Annotated in this window: 19 protein-coding genes; 6 read left to right on the forward strand and 13 right to left on the reverse strand. The window is 53.8% G+C overall.

What is annotated here, in order from left to right:
• Nucleotides 1-384: 384 nt before the first annotated feature.
• Nucleotides 385-1,149 carry a hypothetical protein gene (locus GTO91_RS03420; RefSeq protein ID WP_161254844.1) on the reverse strand — a complete coding sequence of 255 codons (765 nt, stop codon included), beginning with the start codon at nucleotides 1,147-1,149 and terminating at the stop codon, nucleotides 385-387.
• Complete coding sequence (locus tag GTO91_RS03425) at nucleotides 1,149-1,859, reverse strand: hypothetical protein (RefSeq protein WP_161254847.1); 711 nt, start codon at nucleotides 1,857-1,859, stop codon at nucleotides 1,149-1,151. The genes GTO91_RS03420 and GTO91_RS03425 overlap by 1 nt, the downstream gene beginning before the upstream one ends.
• A 773-nt stretch (nucleotides 1,860-2,632) precedes the next feature.
• On the opposite strand from GTO91_RS03425, the gene istA reads away from it, so the two are divergent.
• Genes istA through istB form a run of 3 tightly spaced genes read left to right on the forward strand, consistent with a single transcriptional unit; the run spans nucleotide 2,633 to nucleotide 4,862 of the window.
• Nucleotides 2,633-4,150 carry an IS21 family transposase gene (gene istA, locus GTO91_RS03430; RefSeq protein ID WP_161254850.1) on the forward strand — a complete coding sequence of 506 codons (1,518 nt, stop codon included), beginning with the start codon at nucleotides 2,633-2,635 and terminating at the stop codon, nucleotides 4,148-4,150.
• Nucleotides 4,147-4,386, forward strand: a complete 240-nt coding sequence (locus tag GTO91_RS17955) for a P-loop NTPase family protein (RefSeq protein WP_235918966.1) — start codon at nucleotides 4,147-4,149, stop codon at nucleotides 4,384-4,386. Before istA ends, GTO91_RS17955 begins: the two co-directional genes overlap by 4 nt.
• Nucleotides 4,386-4,862: an IS21-like element helper ATPase IstB gene (istB, locus tag GTO91_RS03435; RefSeq protein ID WP_235918968.1), complete on the forward strand. Its 477-nt coding sequence runs from the start codon at nucleotides 4,386-4,388 to the stop codon at nucleotides 4,860-4,862. The genes GTO91_RS17955 and istB overlap by 1 nt, the downstream gene beginning before the upstream one ends.
• Nucleotides 4,863-5,160: 298 nt before the next feature.
• On the opposite strand, the gene GTO91_RS03440 is transcribed toward istB, so the two are convergent.
• From GTO91_RS03440 to GTO91_RS03455, 4 genes are all read right to left on the reverse strand, one after another.
• The gene (locus GTO91_RS03440; RefSeq protein ID WP_161254853.1) at nucleotides 5,161-5,400 is read right to left on the reverse strand and encodes a hypothetical protein; all 240 of its coding nucleotides are present in this window, start codon (nucleotides 5,398-5,400) and stop codon (nucleotides 5,161-5,163) included.
• A gap of 180 nt (nucleotides 5,401-5,580) precedes the next feature.
• Nucleotides 5,581-5,859, reverse strand: coding sequence for a septation regulator SpoVG (gene spoVG / locus GTO91_RS03445; RefSeq protein WP_161254856.1), 279 nt, complete (start codon nucleotides 5,857-5,859; stop codon nucleotides 5,581-5,583).
• Nucleotides 5,860-5,972: 113 nt separating this feature from the next.
• The gene (locus GTO91_RS03450) at nucleotides 5,973-6,224 is read right to left on the reverse strand and encodes a SpoVG family protein (RefSeq protein WP_161254860.1); all 252 of its coding nucleotides are present in this window, start codon (nucleotides 6,222-6,224) and stop codon (nucleotides 5,973-5,975) included.
• Nucleotides 6,225-6,273: 49 nt separating this feature from the next.
• On the reverse strand, nucleotides 6,274-6,537 hold the full coding sequence (locus GTO91_RS03455) for a SpoVG family protein (RefSeq protein WP_161254863.1): 264 nt from the start codon (nucleotides 6,535-6,537) through the stop codon (nucleotides 6,274-6,276).
• 271 nt (nucleotides 6,538-6,808) lie between these two features.
• On the opposite strand from GTO91_RS03455, the gene GTO91_RS03460 reads away from it, so the two are divergent.
• Nucleotides 6,809-7,039, forward strand: a complete 231-nt coding sequence (locus tag GTO91_RS03460) for a hypothetical protein (RefSeq protein ID WP_161254866.1) — start codon at nucleotides 6,809-6,811, stop codon at nucleotides 7,037-7,039.
• Nucleotides 7,040-7,076: 37 nt separating this feature from the next.
• Here the strand turns inward: GTO91_RS03460 and dut are convergent, their stop codons facing one another.
• Entirely contained in the window at nucleotides 7,077-7,568 is a 492-nt protein-coding gene (dut, locus tag GTO91_RS03465; RefSeq protein ID WP_161254869.1) for a dUTP diphosphatase, read from the reverse strand.
• A 359-nt stretch (nucleotides 7,569-7,927) separates the two neighbouring features.
• On the opposite strand from dut, the gene GTO91_RS03470 reads away from it, so the two are divergent.
• Nucleotides 7,928-8,902: a 2-hydroxyacid dehydrogenase family protein gene (locus tag GTO91_RS03470; protein WP_161254872.1), complete on the forward strand. Its 975-nt coding sequence runs from the start codon at nucleotides 7,928-7,930 to the stop codon at nucleotides 8,900-8,902.
• A 150-nt stretch (nucleotides 8,903-9,052) separates the two neighbouring features.
• Here GTO91_RS03470 and GTO91_RS03475 read toward each other — a convergent pair whose 3' ends face one another.
• From GTO91_RS03475 to GTO91_RS03485, 3 genes are all read right to left on the reverse strand, one after another.
• A complete protein-coding gene (locus GTO91_RS03475; RefSeq protein WP_161254875.1) occupies nucleotides 9,053-9,466 on the reverse strand; it encodes a hypothetical protein in 414 nt (137 codons plus the stop codon).
• 56 nt (nucleotides 9,467-9,522) lie between these two features.
• Entirely contained in the window at nucleotides 9,523-11,718 is a 2,196-nt protein-coding gene (locus tag GTO91_RS03480; RefSeq protein ID WP_161254879.1) for a cell division protein FtsA, read from the reverse strand.
• Nucleotides 11,719-11,844: 126 nt separating this feature from the next.
• On the reverse strand, nucleotides 11,845-12,084 hold the full coding sequence (locus tag GTO91_RS03485) for a type II toxin-antitoxin system HicA family toxin (protein WP_161255094.1): 240 nt from the start codon (nucleotides 12,082-12,084) through the stop codon (nucleotides 11,845-11,847).
• 342 nt (nucleotides 12,085-12,426) lie between these two features.
• Here GTO91_RS03485 and GTO91_RS03490 point away from each other — a divergent pair, with 342 nt between their 5' ends.
• Nucleotides 12,427-12,822, forward strand: coding sequence for a 3D domain-containing protein (locus GTO91_RS03490; RefSeq protein WP_161254881.1), 396 nt, complete (start codon nucleotides 12,427-12,429; stop codon nucleotides 12,820-12,822).
• 9 nt (nucleotides 12,823-12,831) lie between these two features.
• Here the strand turns inward: GTO91_RS03490 and GTO91_RS03495 are convergent, their stop codons facing one another.
• The 3 genes from GTO91_RS03495 to GTO91_RS03505 form a co-directional block, all read right to left on the reverse strand.
• Nucleotides 12,832-13,395, reverse strand: a complete 564-nt coding sequence (locus GTO91_RS03495; RefSeq protein ID WP_161254883.1) for a gamma carbonic anhydrase family protein — start codon at nucleotides 13,393-13,395, stop codon at nucleotides 12,832-12,834.
• Nucleotides 13,396-13,552: 157 nt separating this feature from the next.
• Nucleotides 13,553-13,777 (reverse strand): hypothetical protein, encoded by a 225-nt coding sequence (locus GTO91_RS03500; protein WP_161254886.1) that lies wholly within the window; start codon nucleotides 13,775-13,777, stop codon nucleotides 13,553-13,555.
• A 17-nt stretch (nucleotides 13,778-13,794) separates the two neighbouring features.
• Nucleotides 13,795-14,580, reverse strand: coding sequence for a CheR family methyltransferase (locus tag GTO91_RS03505; RefSeq protein WP_161254889.1), 786 nt, complete (start codon nucleotides 14,578-14,580; stop codon nucleotides 13,795-13,797).
• Between the last annotated feature and the right edge of the window lie 26 nt (nucleotides 14,581-14,606).

Genomic DNA, 14,606 nt, shown 5'->3' on the forward strand with positions numbered 1-14,606 from the left:
GTGATTCATTCCCCTCATAACCTTATGATACGATCATATGCTGTACGTTATGAGGATGTGATTCGCCGGACGCCTAAGGTCGTCATGACTTGAACCACGGGAATCATAAACATCAATTTCGTGAGAACCGCATTGTAGTGGCTCAGATACCAGGCCGGCGGCGCCATAAGGACCGCGCTGATAAGGATGATTACCGGACGCTGTTTCACTATCCCGTACCCCCAAAGCCCTAAGGAGCAGATGATGGCCGGCCAACCCAGGAAGATCATGGCGAGATAAGCATACATACTTCCTCTCCCCTTTCCGTCACGAGACTACGACTATTCGAACCGGCAAAAGCTTCGCGCTGACGCCGGTTTTTTACCTTCAAATGCCCATTTCCACTCAATTTGATTCTATCGTATAGTTTTGATACCCGGGTTCAAACGCATAGGAGATAGTAAAAAGGACAGTTTCCCCGGTCGCCTCTCTGACCAACGGGATGGAGAACTTGTTATCCTCTACCCACTGGATAAAGGGGGCCTCCTGAAAACGAAATGTATTATCGACATCCAATCCGACGTAAGAACCTCCGTGGTATTTCGAGAGAACCGTAACATTCGCTCTAGAGCTCTCGTCTGAAAAGGCCAGGATGACATCGCCGTTTTTTACGTTTACCACCCTGTCCACGATTTTGGCATCCGGTTCAGATTGGTACAATTTATTGACGATCTGGATCATTTCGATTTCTCTATCGATATTCGGTTGTAAATCACCGGCCAAGTAGTGGGTATTGTCTGAAATCAACGAGCGGTTGCCGCCCAAACCTACGGTGAGTGAACCATTCTCACCAGCATAGAAAGTAATCGAATAACGGCAACCGGTCGTGTATACAGGGACCCACCCACGCAGGTTATACCGGCGATAGGTCTGTAAGAAGTCGATGATTTCGTCTTGATGGGTAAGATCGGTCCTCGTTAACTCTTGTGAATCAAGAATCAATATCCTGGTGACGTCATGAAAGGGAACAGTACCCTTCTCCATTTGCGCGGCAAGTACCGAGTGATGCCCCGAATGCTCCCCCCATCGATCCCCCGGTTCGCAGCCAACGCTCAGCAAGCTGATCGCGGCAAGGGAAATTGTCAGAAAAGCCTTACGAAGGATGCCCATTACCTCCCCCCTATGAGGTTCTCAACAGGGATAAAGCGTTTACCGTCAAATTGATAAATGGTCAGCGTTGTTTTCGGTGTTTCTATTCGCCTGTCATCTTTCGCGGTAGAGGATGTTTGCCAGTAATACAAATGCCCTGTCATGGGATCCATACGAAAAGCGCCTGTTTTTTCGTAAACGGTGTCATCTGGCGCATAGACTTGTTCTTTCGTAGTACCTGTCCATGCCTCCACGAGCGCATCATTCTCGAAGTACACTAAATGTTCTTCTTCTATAGAAGCTCCTGTGCCGCCGGTTCTCGTTTTGATCCAATACAGCGTTTTGCCGTTACATTGAAGAGAATTCGCCAAATCCAGTCCGCCATCAATCCCTTTGTCAAAGTCCCAGTTTTCTACCTTCCAATCCTTTGCAGCTATCGACTTGAGCTTGTTCTCTTTTGTTTGTTTAAATACAATGAATTTGCCAATGTGGACGCCTCCATGAATCGCCACCAGAAGCTCCGGTCGCTCGTCCGAATCAATATTGAAGATTCGATAGGTTAACGAATAATGATCTTCGAGATATGTTCCATCGATACCCTCGCTTCGCAACAAATCTATTACCTGTTGCCGATCGATGCTATCGCTCTTCCCCGTGATGGCGTCTGCCGAGTCGGTTTGGCCGAATATAAAAAGAAAGGCGACGGTCAGTATTGAAATGATCTTTTTCATACACATAACCTCTTTTCAACAATCGAACACCCATACAGATGAAATACCCTTTGATAACGGTTTTGTCAGGGCAGTTGGGCAATCCTTCACAGTACTGACGCATAGGGTTGTCTCTGGGTTCCACTGAACAGGACGGCGGACATCGCGGTGTCGCTCATTTCCTTATGTTGGAATCAAAGAAAAGATCGCGGCTCTCCTGTCCCCTCCGTATTTCAAAGCCTTTTCGAAAAACGCTGATTCCTATGTCGAAATCCGGGGCAACCTGGACAACCTGAAGGAAACCCAACTAACGATGCATCTTTCCAGTGAGCTTGAAGGCGCCAACGGAATTGTATATTTCGAACTCCGGTACGATCAGACCGGTACCGTCGTCGATCACGTTGACATCCCCAAGCTTACGATCTCTAAGTAGCTTACTTGTGCCTTATCCATGCAGGTTACAATGAAACAGCCCGGCTATTGCCGAGCTGTTTTTTTCATGCCATCCCCTTCGTCACCCCGCCGCTTCCGACAGAATATACTGCTGTGGACCGAGCGCCTGCAGCACAGTAGGCTACGACAAAATCGGGTTGCCTGTCTATGTTCAATCATCAGCACCGTTGAGAGAGGAGGGATAAATGATGAGTCAACAGCTGTTTTCGGCATAATAAAAGTGCATAAAACGGCAACCGAAAAGTGCAGAACCGGGTTGCCGGAATAAAAAGGGCACTTGCCAACATCCAATCAACCCCTTACCTTCGATTTGTGCAGATCGGATGGAGGGGTAGGAAAGGATGTTACAAATGCCGCAGCAACAGTTTATCAAGTTTTTACGCGAACAGGAAGGGTGTTCGATTCAAGAAATCGCGGATCGGGTTCAAGTAAACTGGCGAACGGCAAAGAAATATGCTGACCGGGACAACTGGAACCCAACGATCAAGGCTCCTGTACATAAGCATCCCGTGATGGAACACTATGTGGAGATCATCGATACCTGGCTTATTGAGGACGAGAGACTGACCCGAAAACAACGGCATACCGCCGCCCGGATATACAACCGGCTGAAAAACGAGCACGGATTTACCGGAAGCGATCGCACAGTTCGCAACTATGTCAGCAAGCGCCGCAAGCAACTGCAACTGGAACGAGCGCAACGCTACGAGCGATTGGAGCACCCTGGGGGAGAGGCACAAGTCGATTTTGGAACCATCCAGGTGAGCCAGGACAATCAGTTGAAGGAATACAAGGTCCTCTTCGCCTCGTTCCCATACAGCAACGCCGCCTTTGCCTACCCGGTGCCCAAAGAGAACCAGGAATGCTTCCTCGAAGGCATGAAGCGGCTTTTTGAGCAGATGGGCGGTGTTCCCCGCCGGATTTGGTTCGATAACTTGTCGGCGGCGGTCGTGGCTGTGGAATCCCATGGGAAGCGACAATGCACCAACGCATTCTTGCGGTTCAGCGCCCACTACCGATTCGAGCCCGTGTTTTGCAATCCGGCCAGCGGCAACGAGAAAGGCCACGTAGAAAACAAGGTCGGTTATGGGCGCCGCAACTGGTGCGTCCCGCCGCCCGTCTTCGAGTCCCATGATGGGTTGGTCAAGGAACTGGCCGAACGGGCGCTGGCGGATCGGCAACGGAGTCACTACGCAAAAAGCATCTCTATCGAAAGCCTCTGGGAAGAGGAACAATCGAAGCTGCTTCGTCTGCCAGACGAGCCCTACGAGGTCTTCCGCCTCGAACAAGCCATGGTGAACAACTACGGCGAGGTTCGCTTTGAAGCCGCCACACTCCCGATTCCCCAAAGCCGGCCGGGGGACACCGTATGGCTGAAAATTTCTTGGGACACCATCGATGTGCTGGATTCTCTTCATCGACGGTTGGCGCAGTTTCCGCGCCCGTACATGCAAAAGTCGATAGAGATTGACTGGAAAGCGGTTCTGGATGGATTTAAACGCCGTCCCCGCGCGGTGACCCATTCCTATTTCGCCGGAATGATGCCCCCACCAGTAAGAGCGTTTCTGTCTGCTTCCGATCTCATCGAGCGAAAAAAGCATATCAGCAGCGTGCGCCAGTGGCTGGAGCGCTACACCCTTTGCGATATCGCCGCGGCATTGGGGGCCGAGGCCGCTGACTCCGAATCCCTGGACTCCCTTTCACCGGAACGGATAGAGCACCGACTCTATAAAAACCGACACCCGGAGTTTCGCCCCATCCCCTTTGCGGAGCCCTACACACCGGCAGAAATGATTGGCAGAGCTCCAGACTTGCAGGCCTATAACCGCCTGGCCGCTTTGGGGGGTGAAGCACGATGAACGAAGAACTCCAGCACCTGTGCCGAAGACTCCGGTTGGCTCATATTCCGGAGGCCTTGTCTACCGTTACCCCGAATACTGATTCCATGGACTTTCTCTTACAGATCCTGCGGGCGGAGACCATCGGGAGGTTGGATGCCAAACTCAAACGTCTCATCCACCAAGCTGGGTTCCCCCAACTGAAGACCTTGGAACATTACTCACCTTTCCGGGGAACTGTACGCCCGAAAAGCTGATGGGACTGGACTTTCTCTCCCGGAAAGAAAACGTGTTGATGCTTGGCGCCGTCGGAACCGGCAAAACGCACCTGTCGATCGCGCTGGGCATCGAGGCCTGCCGGCAGGGAAAACCGGTGAGATTTTACCGGGTGGCCGACTTGGTCAGCCTGCTCCAACAGAAGCACGCCGAGGGGCGGCTCCAGCGTTTCCGGCAAGAACTGATGAAGTGCGAATTACTCATTCTTGATGAGTTGGGCTACGTGCCCTTCCATCAAACCGGCGCCGAACTCCTCTTCCATGTCGTGGCCGATTGCTACGAACAGCAGAGCGTGATCGTCACGTCAAACTTGGAGTTTGGTCAATGGAACAGCATCTTTGGGGATACACGACTTACGGCAGCTCTCGTCGACAGGCTAGTCCATCATGCCCACATCCTGACCTTTGCCGGTGAGAGTTACCGCCTACGACATGCCCTAAGCACAAAGAAAAACTAGCCAAGATGTTGGCAAAGTGCCCCTGCACAAATCGGTTGCCGAACTCTGCATTTTTGTCTTGCCAAACACAACAGCAGCCGCCGCGTCGAACCACTGGGTTTTTTCCGCCCTATCCACCCTATTCATACTATCCACCCTATTACCCGCCGTACTACCCATCCTATCCGCCCTATTACCCGCCTTATCCGATTTTTCCGCGTCCGCCGATTTTTTATCCGCCCTATCCTCCCCGGCCGCCCTACCCATGGCCACGCCCCCCCTATGCGCCCTGGCCGCCCTACCGGCCCCGTTGATCGCTTCAGGATTGCTTCATTTTTTCAATATCCGCTTCGAATTCCTTCGCTAGGGCTTTCAATGTGTCGATCTCTTCTTCCAGAAGTTTGTATACCTCTACCGGCGTCTTAATGCCGGCCTCTTTGACCTCGTCGATAAAGTCTTGGATTCGTTTGGCTGTTTTTTCACAGGCGACGAGCGTTCCTGTCAATGCGGCCAGTTGGTCGGCTTCCCGCTCTTTTCGTATCTCCTGCTGACGGTTCAACAAGAATCCTTCACCACTTCCGTTCTTATTTTCCAGGAATATCATTCCCTTTTCTATTCCATTTAACGTATTTGTTCAAAAAAAATTTCATTTAAATCGCTCCAAAGCAAATGAGCCTATAGAAAAACCCAGACCGCCCCGGTCTGGGTATCTTTTTTTTCTTCTGTTATATCAGGGGCCTCATACAGCTGCCTGCTCTTTCTCACCGGCTGCCGATTGAAAAGCCTCGAGAACCGCTTGGGAAAGGATGGCGCGGACTTCCTGGGAAATGGGATGAGCGATGTCACGGTACTTGCCGTCCGGTGTTTTCCGGCTCGGCATGGCGACAAAGATCCCTTTCGGCGTTTCCACAACCTTGATGTCGTGAATGACAAATTCGTCGCCAATGGTGACAGAGACGATGGCTTTCACTGTGTTTTCCAGGTTCACTTTCCGGATCTTGACGTCCGTGATGTTCATCCTCGCACCCCCTAAAGCGTTTGTATAATCACAATTTTACAACATTTTTAGACAGAGTCAACATGCTTATGCTGATTTTTATCAATCTTTGTATAGATTTTGTGTTGGCTCGTCTACTGTTCTAGCGACATTTCTTCATCAGCCAAGGCGCTCTGATAGGTCCGGAGCACGGCCTCGGCAATCGTCGAGTTTGCCTGGGGCGAGACGGGCTGCGCGATGGGGGGCAGAGAGACATAGATCCCCCTCTCCCCTTCAACGACCTTGATGTCATGAATGACAAACATATCATCAATCGTCATGGATGCGACGGCTTTCATTTCGCTGTCATCGAAAAGCTTCCGGATCTGCACATCTGTGATTCTCATCGGCGCACACCTTCCTCTTTGTCTTTCGCCGGACCGGTGGGATGGCGCATTATGCTTGTATGTACTCCATTTTTTGAAAAGCGTTGATGACTGTCCGGGTCACGTACTCCCAGGCTTCTTTGTTGGTCGGATGGGCCGTGTAACGGATCCCCTCCGTGAAGGGCTTGCGTCGAGGCATCTCCACAGCCAGCCCCTCCGGCCCCTCGATTACCTTGATCCCATTGATGATCAATGCATCATCCAGTGTAATCGACGCGATCGCTTTGATTTTATCCAACTGTACTCGCGTGATTTGCACGTCCGTTATCTGCATTCGCTAACCCTCGCACCGTTTCTCCCATACAACAAATTGTAATTTCAATCGCATTTAATGTCAACAATAGGCTTCATTATTTACGGTTCATTGATTGAACAAATATTATACAACGGTGATGTCAGATAAACGAGCAAGGAACTGTTCAAAGTTAACATAACGTTAACGGGACTCTCTTGGAAAGGTTCTGTCATCAAGTTACAATGGTGACAAGATGCGCCAGTTAGACCGTTCCGCCCAAGACAAATCCTGGCGTGAGAGGAGAGTCTATATGGCTTCACGGGATTTGTTCTGGCTTCTCGTTCGCGATTACAGTGAATCAACCGGCTATAAGATCCTCGATTTCGGGTATGTGGAACTGGAAGTGAGACGGACGAGACACGACTACATACGCTTTGGGATGTTTACCGACGACCGGTTGATTGTGGTGAAGGCGGGTTGTTCCAATGAGGCGATGCAAAAGGCGCAAAGGGAACTGGTGATGGTGACGCGGTTCCATTAGTTCCATAGACAAGACCATAAAAAATGATAGATAGCTCTTACGGTTGCGTACTTACTCCCGTATGCCCGAAGCCGCCACCGCCGCGTTCCGTCTCATCCAGGCTTTCTTTCTCTTCCAGTTCCACCTGGTGGAAGACCGGTTGAAAAACCAGTTGGGCCACTCGATCCTTTTTCCGTATATCCACATGCTTGTCGCCAAGATTGATCAGGATGACGCCCACATCGCCGGTATAGTCGGCATCCACGGTGCCGGGGCTGTTCAGCAGGGTGATGCCATGCCGTAAAGCCAGCCCGCTGCGGGGTCGAACCTGGGCCTCCATCCCTTCCCCCATCTGGATGGCGATGCCTGTCCGGACCAGGATGCGCTCCCCAGGGAAGATCCGAATGGCCTCAAAATGATCGTAATAGGGATCGCCGGCGTTTTCCGGGAGAACGGCATCAAGCATATGCAGGTCAAATCCGCTAGCCAGTCTCGTCTGCCTTTCAGGAATCATCGCCTCGGGATGCAGTCGTTTTACTTGCACTTTCATGGAAAACGCCCTTTCTATATGAAAAATGGGAAGCGGTATGTATATAGTATTTTCGATTTCGACGCACTCAACGGTTCTTCCTTCTCGCTCACCCTGTCTTCCTCTTCACTCACGCCGTTCTTTCCTAAAGGCTAAAAAGGGCAACGCCAATTCCTCTTCCAGGATTTTGATCGTTTTGCGGATCGATGGCTGGGAGATATGTATTATGTGAGAGGCATCGATTCAATTCGTAAAAATGTTATTTGCATTTATGATATCATGGACTAGAATGTGATTAAAAGATCATATAACGATGCGACAAGGAATTGCTCAAACCAAGCAACCCATTGACATTACCAAGATAAGGAGCGACGCCGGTTATGAAACAGAAGGTGTTCATCTCGGGAAAAATTCCTGCCATCGCCTACGAAATGCTCTCTCAACCGTTCGATGTAACCATGCATGACGATCTTCGCCTCCTCTCAAAGGAGGAAATCCTTGAGGGGGTGAAAGACAAGGATGCCTTGCTCGCCCTCCTGTCGGATAATATTGACGCCGAAATCATCCGTGCGGCGCCAAACCTGAAGGTCATCGCCAACTACGGGGCCGGTTTCAACAATATTGATGTGGCCGCTGCGACGGCCCGCAGGATTCCCGTCACAAACACGCCTGCCGTCTCCACCGACGCGACGGCTGAACTGACCTGGGGTTTGATCCTGTCGATCGCCCGCCGGATCGTGGAAGGCGACAAAAATACGCGGGCAGGCCGCTTCACCGGCTGGGCGCCCCTCTACCATCTCGGCACGGAAGTGACGGGCAAGACGCTCGGCATCATCGGCATGGGCAACATCGGCAAGGCCGTCGCCAAGCGAGCCAAGGGTTTTGACATGAAGGTGATTTACTACACCAGGAATCGCCTCAGTCCTGAACTGGAAAGGGAATTCAACGCCGAATACCTGCCACTGGAAGATGTCCTCAAACAGTCCGATTTTCTGACCTTCCATGTCAGCTACAATCCCTCGATGCGTCACATGATCGGTGCTAGGGAGCTTCATATGATGAAACCGACGGCGTTCCTGATCAACGCCGCCCGGGGTCCGCTGGTCGAAGAATCTGCCCTGCTCGAAGCGCTTCGCAACAAAACCATCGCCGGTGCGGCCCTCGATGTCTATGAGTTTGAACCAAAAATCACGCCGGGTCTTGAACAATTGGACAATGTGGTGCTTTGCCCCCATCTGGGGAACGCCACCGTAGAAACACGCACCGCGATGGCCGAAATCGCTGCCAAAAACGTCATTGCCGTGTTGAAGGGTGATCGAGCGCTGACCCCTGTGAATCCACAGATCTATCTATAATGCTACACAGTAGAACGATATGCCGTTCCTCGGCTTTCTCTCCCTATCCTTCGTTAAACCTGGAGCATTTTGCCCCGGGTTCTTTTTTTGTTTGAATTTCCATTCGCTGTGTACTGTTGCTTATCCTACGGGAATGACATTATGAAATGACTAGATTCGCCGTGACGCGCCCAAGCCGTAGGACCTCGATAGCAACAGTCCGGCGAGGATCAGGTTAAAGACCGCAATAAACCCGTAATAACCGGGCATGTTCCACCACCAACCGAGGAACATCAGACACAGGCTGACGGTGAGCAGGCGGATGATCAGCCCTTTCAACCGGGGAAGCTCATTTGCGCTCTCACCACTTCCCTCCCCCATGGTCAGGGATGGCGGCGCCGCTTGCTCCACCAATACGTCCGGCTGCTTGAAAAGCGGCCAGATCTGGCGGACGAAAGGCCAGACAAGGATGGCAGCCAGCATGGCCAGCAGATAGGCCTGGCCAGGCCCGCCCGGCCAGATCACGGACAAGAACAGGTAGACGGGAAGTATGACCGCAAAGAGGCGCAAAATAAAGGATTGCATCAAAAAATCCCCTCCTGCCGGTAGCATTGCCTGCGGGAGGGGATTTTAACCAGTATTTACCGCCAGATCAATTCGACGCGGCCGTGGTCTGGAATGGGCGTGGCGTAGTCGGCGGGAAAACCGTTGACACGGATGTCCAGTTTGTTCTTACCCTCCGGAGGCGTAGGATCGAAGTTGATCATCGCCAGCAGTTCCGAGAGGATCAGGTCGGCTGAACGACCGGCCTTGACGACGATGTTATCTCCGTCGTTGACCTGTTCTTCCCCTGTAGCCGGCTGGTTATTGAGGGAGAAGGATGGCGCTTGTCCGGGAAAAGACCACTCGGCATCGTTGACGGTCACATGGATCGGTTGGCCTTCCCACTGCTTCAGGTCCACGATCTCCTTTAATTGCAACCCCGTCACCCTGGATGGGCGGATATCGATGTGATCGCCTGTTTTGACGGGGCTGTCCAGGCTGACCGCCCGTCCGTTTATCCGCGCCTCTGGCAGCGAAACAGGAACGAGTTTTTCGACGCCGTTGAGGACATAACGGATGGAATGGGCTGTCCGCAGCGCCTCCAGATCGCCGACGGCGTCAAGCACTTGGGCCAGCGTATCAAGGTGGAGGTAGCGGATCCGGGCGCCGTCTTCCAACGGGGTGTCCAAGGTGGCTTTTTTTCCATTCATGGTCACAGGGGGATCGATATGGACCGGCTGGCCGTTGATCACCAGATCAAGGGGCGTCAAGGTAGGCGCCAGGTCTCCGATCCGCCCGCCGCCGTCAGCGCCTTTGCGGGCCGCTTCAAAGCGGATCTGATCCCCAGCCCGGACGAAGCGGTCGAGTTTCGACGGTTCACCGTTGACGGTGATCCGGGCCGGTTCGCCAAGGGTTCCCCTGAGGATTTTTACCTGGCCGTTGACCTCCACTGTCATGGCGAGACCCGGCAGACCGTGAATATGCCGGAGGCTGACGCCGGCTGCCAGGAGGGCGTCACCGACGGTGCCCAACTGCATATTGAAGAGCCGCACCGGCTGATCGTTGACGGAGACCTCATAAAAGCCGAGGGTCTGGTGCTTGATCGAGGTGACGGCGATCCCGACAGGAGTGACGAATTCGGGGCCCTTCATGTTTTCCAGGTTGCCTGTCAGATCGCGGAGGCTTTCGCGGCCGCGGACGCCGACACGATCACGGGGCAGGCCGAGGGCCTGGGCCAACCGAGCCGGCAGCAACGGTGTCAGGGAACCGCCGCCAACAAGGATGACCGCTTGGGGCGGTTTGCCGTTGAGGGTGATGATCTTATCGGCGATTTGGCAGGCCAGGTGTTCCACCGTCGGCTCCAGCGAAGCCAGTACGTCACGGACGTTCAACTCCTGTTCGAAGCCGAGGACATCGCAGGCACAGACCTGCTTGCCTTCCAGGTCGGACACCTCCCGTCCCGGCGCGCTCTGCACCAGGGACTGCAGTTCCCGCTTAATCCGCTCGCCTTCTCCAAACTCGAGTAGGTATTTTTGGCAGATCTGTTCCGTGATTTCGTCGCCCGCGACAGGCACCATGTCATAGGCGATTACGGAACCGCCGGATGTGATGGCGATGTCAGAGGTCCCTGCGCCGATATCGACAAGGGTCAGGTTCAATTGGCGCATGTTTGGGGGGATGACCACATTGATGGCGGCGATCGGCTCCAAGGTAAGGCTTTTCATTTCCAGCCCTGCCCGCTGAAGCACGGAAAACATGGAATCGACGACCACCCGGGGCAGGAAGGTGCCGATGACCTCGATTTCCGCCGCTAACCCCCGCTGGCCGACCAGATTGCCGATGGGTTGACCTTCAAGATAATGGTTGACGACGCTGTAGCCGACACAGTGGTAGTCGCGAACGGCGTCGCCGCCGGCGCTCTTTAATTCCTTTTGGGCCTGTTGCAACGCCGCCAGTTCCAATCCGAGGATATCTTCCGGCGTATATTCCTGAAGGGACGTCGATTTGCGCCCGGCCCGGCCCCGCGATGTTTTCAGCGACCGTCCGGCCGCAGCGACAGAGACCTCTCTGAGGGGGTGCTCCAACTGCGATTCCAGGCGTTCCTTAATCCGGCGCACCACCTGGGTCACCTGAACGACATCATGGATCTGACCATCGAGCATGGCCCGCTGGCGATGTTCTTCCATGGCGGTATGTACGATTTCCAATCCATCTTCCGCCTCATGGGCGACGATCCCGACGACACTTCGTGTGCCGATGTCGAGGGCGAAGATAACCTGATCATGATCCGGCATGTCCAGTCCTCCTGCATGCGAAAATGCCGCAGGACCTCTTTCGACCCGGCGGCATGTTTTTCCTGCTGTCCAAAAAGAACCTGCCGCGCCTCCCACTTCCCTGACTGCGGCGTCAATCAGGGGCCGTCAAGCCGAGAGAAGTTCCAGAAACTCGTCTTTGCTGAGGCCGGCTTGTTGCAAGATGCCCATCAGGGTGCCTTTTTTCAGGTCTTTCTGGTTTCCCGGGACGGTAACGGCGAAAAGTTCTCCCGCTCCTGCCTTCACAAGCCGGAGGTGGCTCCCCTTTTGCCGGACCGGCGTGAACCCGTCGCGAGAAAGAACCCTGGCCACATCGAGGCCGGACACCGTAGGTAAGCGGCCGGACATCCCCAAAACAGCGTCACCTCCAGTTTCCCCTGGAGGCGCGGCAGGATTCGTCCTTATTATCTCCATTCGGTTCTTTTTTTAGCGGTTCCTCTTTTCCGCATTTTTCCCTTTTCCCGGATTTGCGTATAAAAGAGCGCCGCGGTGATACCCTAATGATGCAGCTTGCTGAAATACCGGTCAGAGAATCCATTATGTTGCAGGAGATGATGTGTCATTTGTACCCGTTGGTTCCTGCTTTCCCTGCTGGCTGCGGCGATCTTTGTCCACCCCGTTGCGGCGCAAGCCGCCCCAGGAACAGGCGAGAAGGAAGCCCCCTCTTTCGATGAGGTGCCCCTGAGAACGATGGCTCAGTTGGCCATGAACGGATACCGCCTGTCGGCCCCGATGGAGGTCGACGCCTCTGCTTATGACGCCTGTGTCCAATGCTGCGGGAAAAGTGACGGCATCACCAAAACAGGACAGAAAGCGATCCCCTGGTATACAGTGGCCGTCGACCCCGATGTGATCCCTTTGGGGACGAAAATCTATGTGCCCGGTTTTGGTCGGGTCTTTGAGGCCCAGGACATCGGCGGCAAGATCCGGGGGCGGCGCATGGACTTCTTCCTGCCCGACCATGAATCGGCCGTCAGTTTCGGCAGACGCCCCGTGCGCGTTTTTCTCCTGGCCGGTCCTGAGGCAAAACTCCCCGGGACTGCGAACGGGACAATGGTCTGGGCGCCGACGCGCAGCCAGCGCTAGTCTCCCTCTCTAATCTCCCTCTTGCGGGAACAGACTTCCGGGCGGCGTGATCCAATGAAAACCCTGCTTGTATTGTTCCTGCCAAAGGGCAACGTAGCGGCGGGCGTTCCCCTTGAACCGCTCCACCTCCTCGGATGTCAGGGTCCGTGCCACTTTAGCCGGGCTGCCGACGATCAGGCTGTACGGGGGGAACTCTTTGCCCGGCGGCACGAGGGCATGAGCGCCGACGACGGAGTGTTCGCCGATGACGGCGCCGTCGAGGAGAACGGCGCCCATGCCGATGAGGCAGTGATCACCCACGCGGGCGCTGTGTATGATAGCGCCATGACCGATGGTGACCCAATCGCCGATTTCGGTGGGATGAAAGGCGTCGGTGTGCAACACCGTGTTATCCTGGATGTTGGAATTCTCTCCGACGATGATCGGCTGGCCCACATCGCCACGGGCAACCACATGAAACCAGAGACTAGCGCCTTTTTTGACAATGACATCGCCGCCCACGATGGCGCTCGGAGCGATGAAACTGTCCGGGTCGATCTGTGGAACAAGCGAGCCTAGTCGAAAGATGGGCATCAGGTTCGACTCCTTTTTCAAAAAGGTCCGTGATTGGATCATTCCCGGCGGTTCCCTCATTATACCGGTCGTTCATAAGGGGATTTTAGAAAAAGCCCCATCGCCCTCCGGCCCCCCGGACCGTGGACGATGGGGCTTTTTCCTTGCCATTCTCAAGTCACTTGTTGGTGACCTTCGATTTGGCGCCGGCGAGGAGGACACCGATGAGGACAAAGGGCCAACCCATGTAAAATAGACCTTTATAATGCTGTTTCGCTTCTTTCCACTGACGGTCTACCGTTTTGTCGGCGCGCATCCAGTACCAAAAGGCGTACCCGAAACCGAGATAGACACCGACGATAGCGATGGCCGTCCAAATAGTATCAAATATGCTGCTGTCCACGCAAAATGCCCCCTATGCTACAGTTTCTGATAGAAGAAGGTGGCCGCCGTGCCAAAGCCCAGTTCCCTTGCCTGAAAAATCTGCTCTGTCGATCCGGTGAAGAGGATGCCCCCCTTGCGCAGGGCATTGTAAAATCGCTTGTAGAGGAGACTCTTTGTTTCTTCCGTGAAGTAGATGACCACATTGCGGCAGAGGATCAGGTCAAAGCCAGATTCGAAGTTATCCTTCAGCAGGTTCTGCTGCTGGAACCGGATATGGCGTTTCAGATCATCTCTTACCCTGTGGAAGCCGCTGCCCTGGGGCTCGAAGTATCTGGATACCATTTGCGGCGAGACGTTGGCCAGCGATTTGTCTGAATAGATGCCGATCTGGGCTTTGCGGAGCACCTCCGTGTCCAAGTCGCTGGCGAGTACCTTATTGCGCATGTCGCAGCGTGATTCCAGCAACGTCATGGCCAGGCTGTAGGGCTCTTCCCCGGTGGAACAGCCAGCCGACCAAACCTTCAAAACGGGGTTCTCCTTCAGCAGCATGGGTAGGATTTTTGTGGTTAAGATTTCCCACTGGCCGGGGTTGCGTAAAAATTCCGACACATTGATTGTAAGGTGATCGATGAACTTGCGGTACTGCTCGGCGTCGCGGTCGATCAGGGTGAAATAACTGAGCAGGTCATTGGCGCCTTGCGACCGCGCCAATGTCCGGATTCGTCGTTCCATCTGCGGGCGCTTGTAATTGGACAGATCCAATCCGCTTTTGGCATGTACCTTTTTGATAAAAATTTCGTATTCATCCCCAACAACGGTCACGGATTTGCCTCCTTATGAGAGTATCG

Source organism: Heliomicrobium undosum (assembly GCF_009877425.1).
GTDB lineage: Bacteria > Bacillota > Desulfitobacteriia > Heliobacteriales > Heliobacteriaceae > Heliomicrobium > Heliomicrobium undosum.

What these genes read in the sequence shown, in the direction of transcription:
- GTO91_RS03455 (WP_161254863.1), bottom strand. Translation starts at nt 6,537, where the DNA reads ATGCAGATAACGGACGTGCAAATCACGCGAGTACAGTTGGATAAAATC.
- GTO91_RS03480 (WP_161254879.1), bottom strand. Translation starts at nt 11,718, where the DNA reads ATGCCGGATCATGATCAGGTTATCTTCGCCCTCGACATCGGCACACGA.
- GTO91_RS03470 (WP_161254872.1), top strand. Translation starts at nt 7,928, where the DNA reads ATGAAACAGAAGGTGTTCATCTCGGGAAAAATTCCTGCCATCGCCTAC.
- istB (WP_235918968.1), top strand. Translation starts at nt 4,386, where the DNA reads ATGGGACTGGACTTTCTCTCCCGGAAAGAAAACGTGTTGATGCTTGGC.
- GTO91_RS03475 (WP_161254875.1), bottom strand. Translation starts at nt 9,466, where the DNA reads ATGCAATCCTTTATTTTGCGCCTCTTTGCGGTCATACTTCCCGTCTAC.
- GTO91_RS03490 (WP_161254881.1), top strand. Translation starts at nt 12,427, where the DNA reads ATGGCTCAGTTGGCCATGAACGGATACCGCCTGTCGGCCCCGATGGAG.
- GTO91_RS03420 (WP_161254844.1), bottom strand. Translation starts at nt 1,149, where the DNA reads ATGGGCATCCTTCGTAAGGCTTTTCTGACAATTTCCCTTGCCGCGATC.
- GTO91_RS03485 (WP_161255094.1), bottom strand. Translation starts at nt 12,084, where the DNA reads ATGTCCGGCCGCTTACCTACGGTGTCCGGCCTCGATGTGGCCAGGGTT.
- GTO91_RS17955 (WP_235918966.1), top strand. Translation starts at nt 4,147, where the DNA reads ATGAACGAAGAACTCCAGCACCTGTGCCGAAGACTCCGGTTGGCTCAT.
- dut (WP_161254869.1), bottom strand. Translation starts at nt 7,568, where the DNA reads ATGAAAGTGCAAGTAAAACGACTGCATCCCGAGGCGATGATTCCTGAA.
- GTO91_RS03425 (WP_161254847.1), bottom strand. Translation starts at nt 1,859, where the DNA reads ATGAAAAAGATCATTTCAATACTGACCGTCGCCTTTCTTTTTATATTC.
- spoVG (WP_161254856.1), bottom strand. Translation starts at nt 5,859, where the DNA reads ATGAACATCACGGACGTCAAGATCCGGAAAGTGAACCTGGAAAACACA.
- GTO91_RS03495 (WP_161254883.1), bottom strand. Translation starts at nt 13,395, where the DNA reads ATGCCCATCTTTCGACTAGGCTCGCTTGTTCCACAGATCGACCCGGAC.
- istA (WP_161254850.1), top strand. Translation starts at nt 2,633, where the DNA reads ATGTTACAAATGCCGCAGCAACAGTTTATCAAGTTTTTACGCGAACAG.
- GTO91_RS03460 (WP_161254866.1), top strand. Translation starts at nt 6,809, where the DNA reads ATGGCTTCACGGGATTTGTTCTGGCTTCTCGTTCGCGATTACAGTGAA.
- GTO91_RS03450 (WP_161254860.1), bottom strand. Translation starts at nt 6,224, where the DNA reads ATGAGAATCACAGATGTGCAGATCCGGAAGCTTTTCGATGACAGCGAA.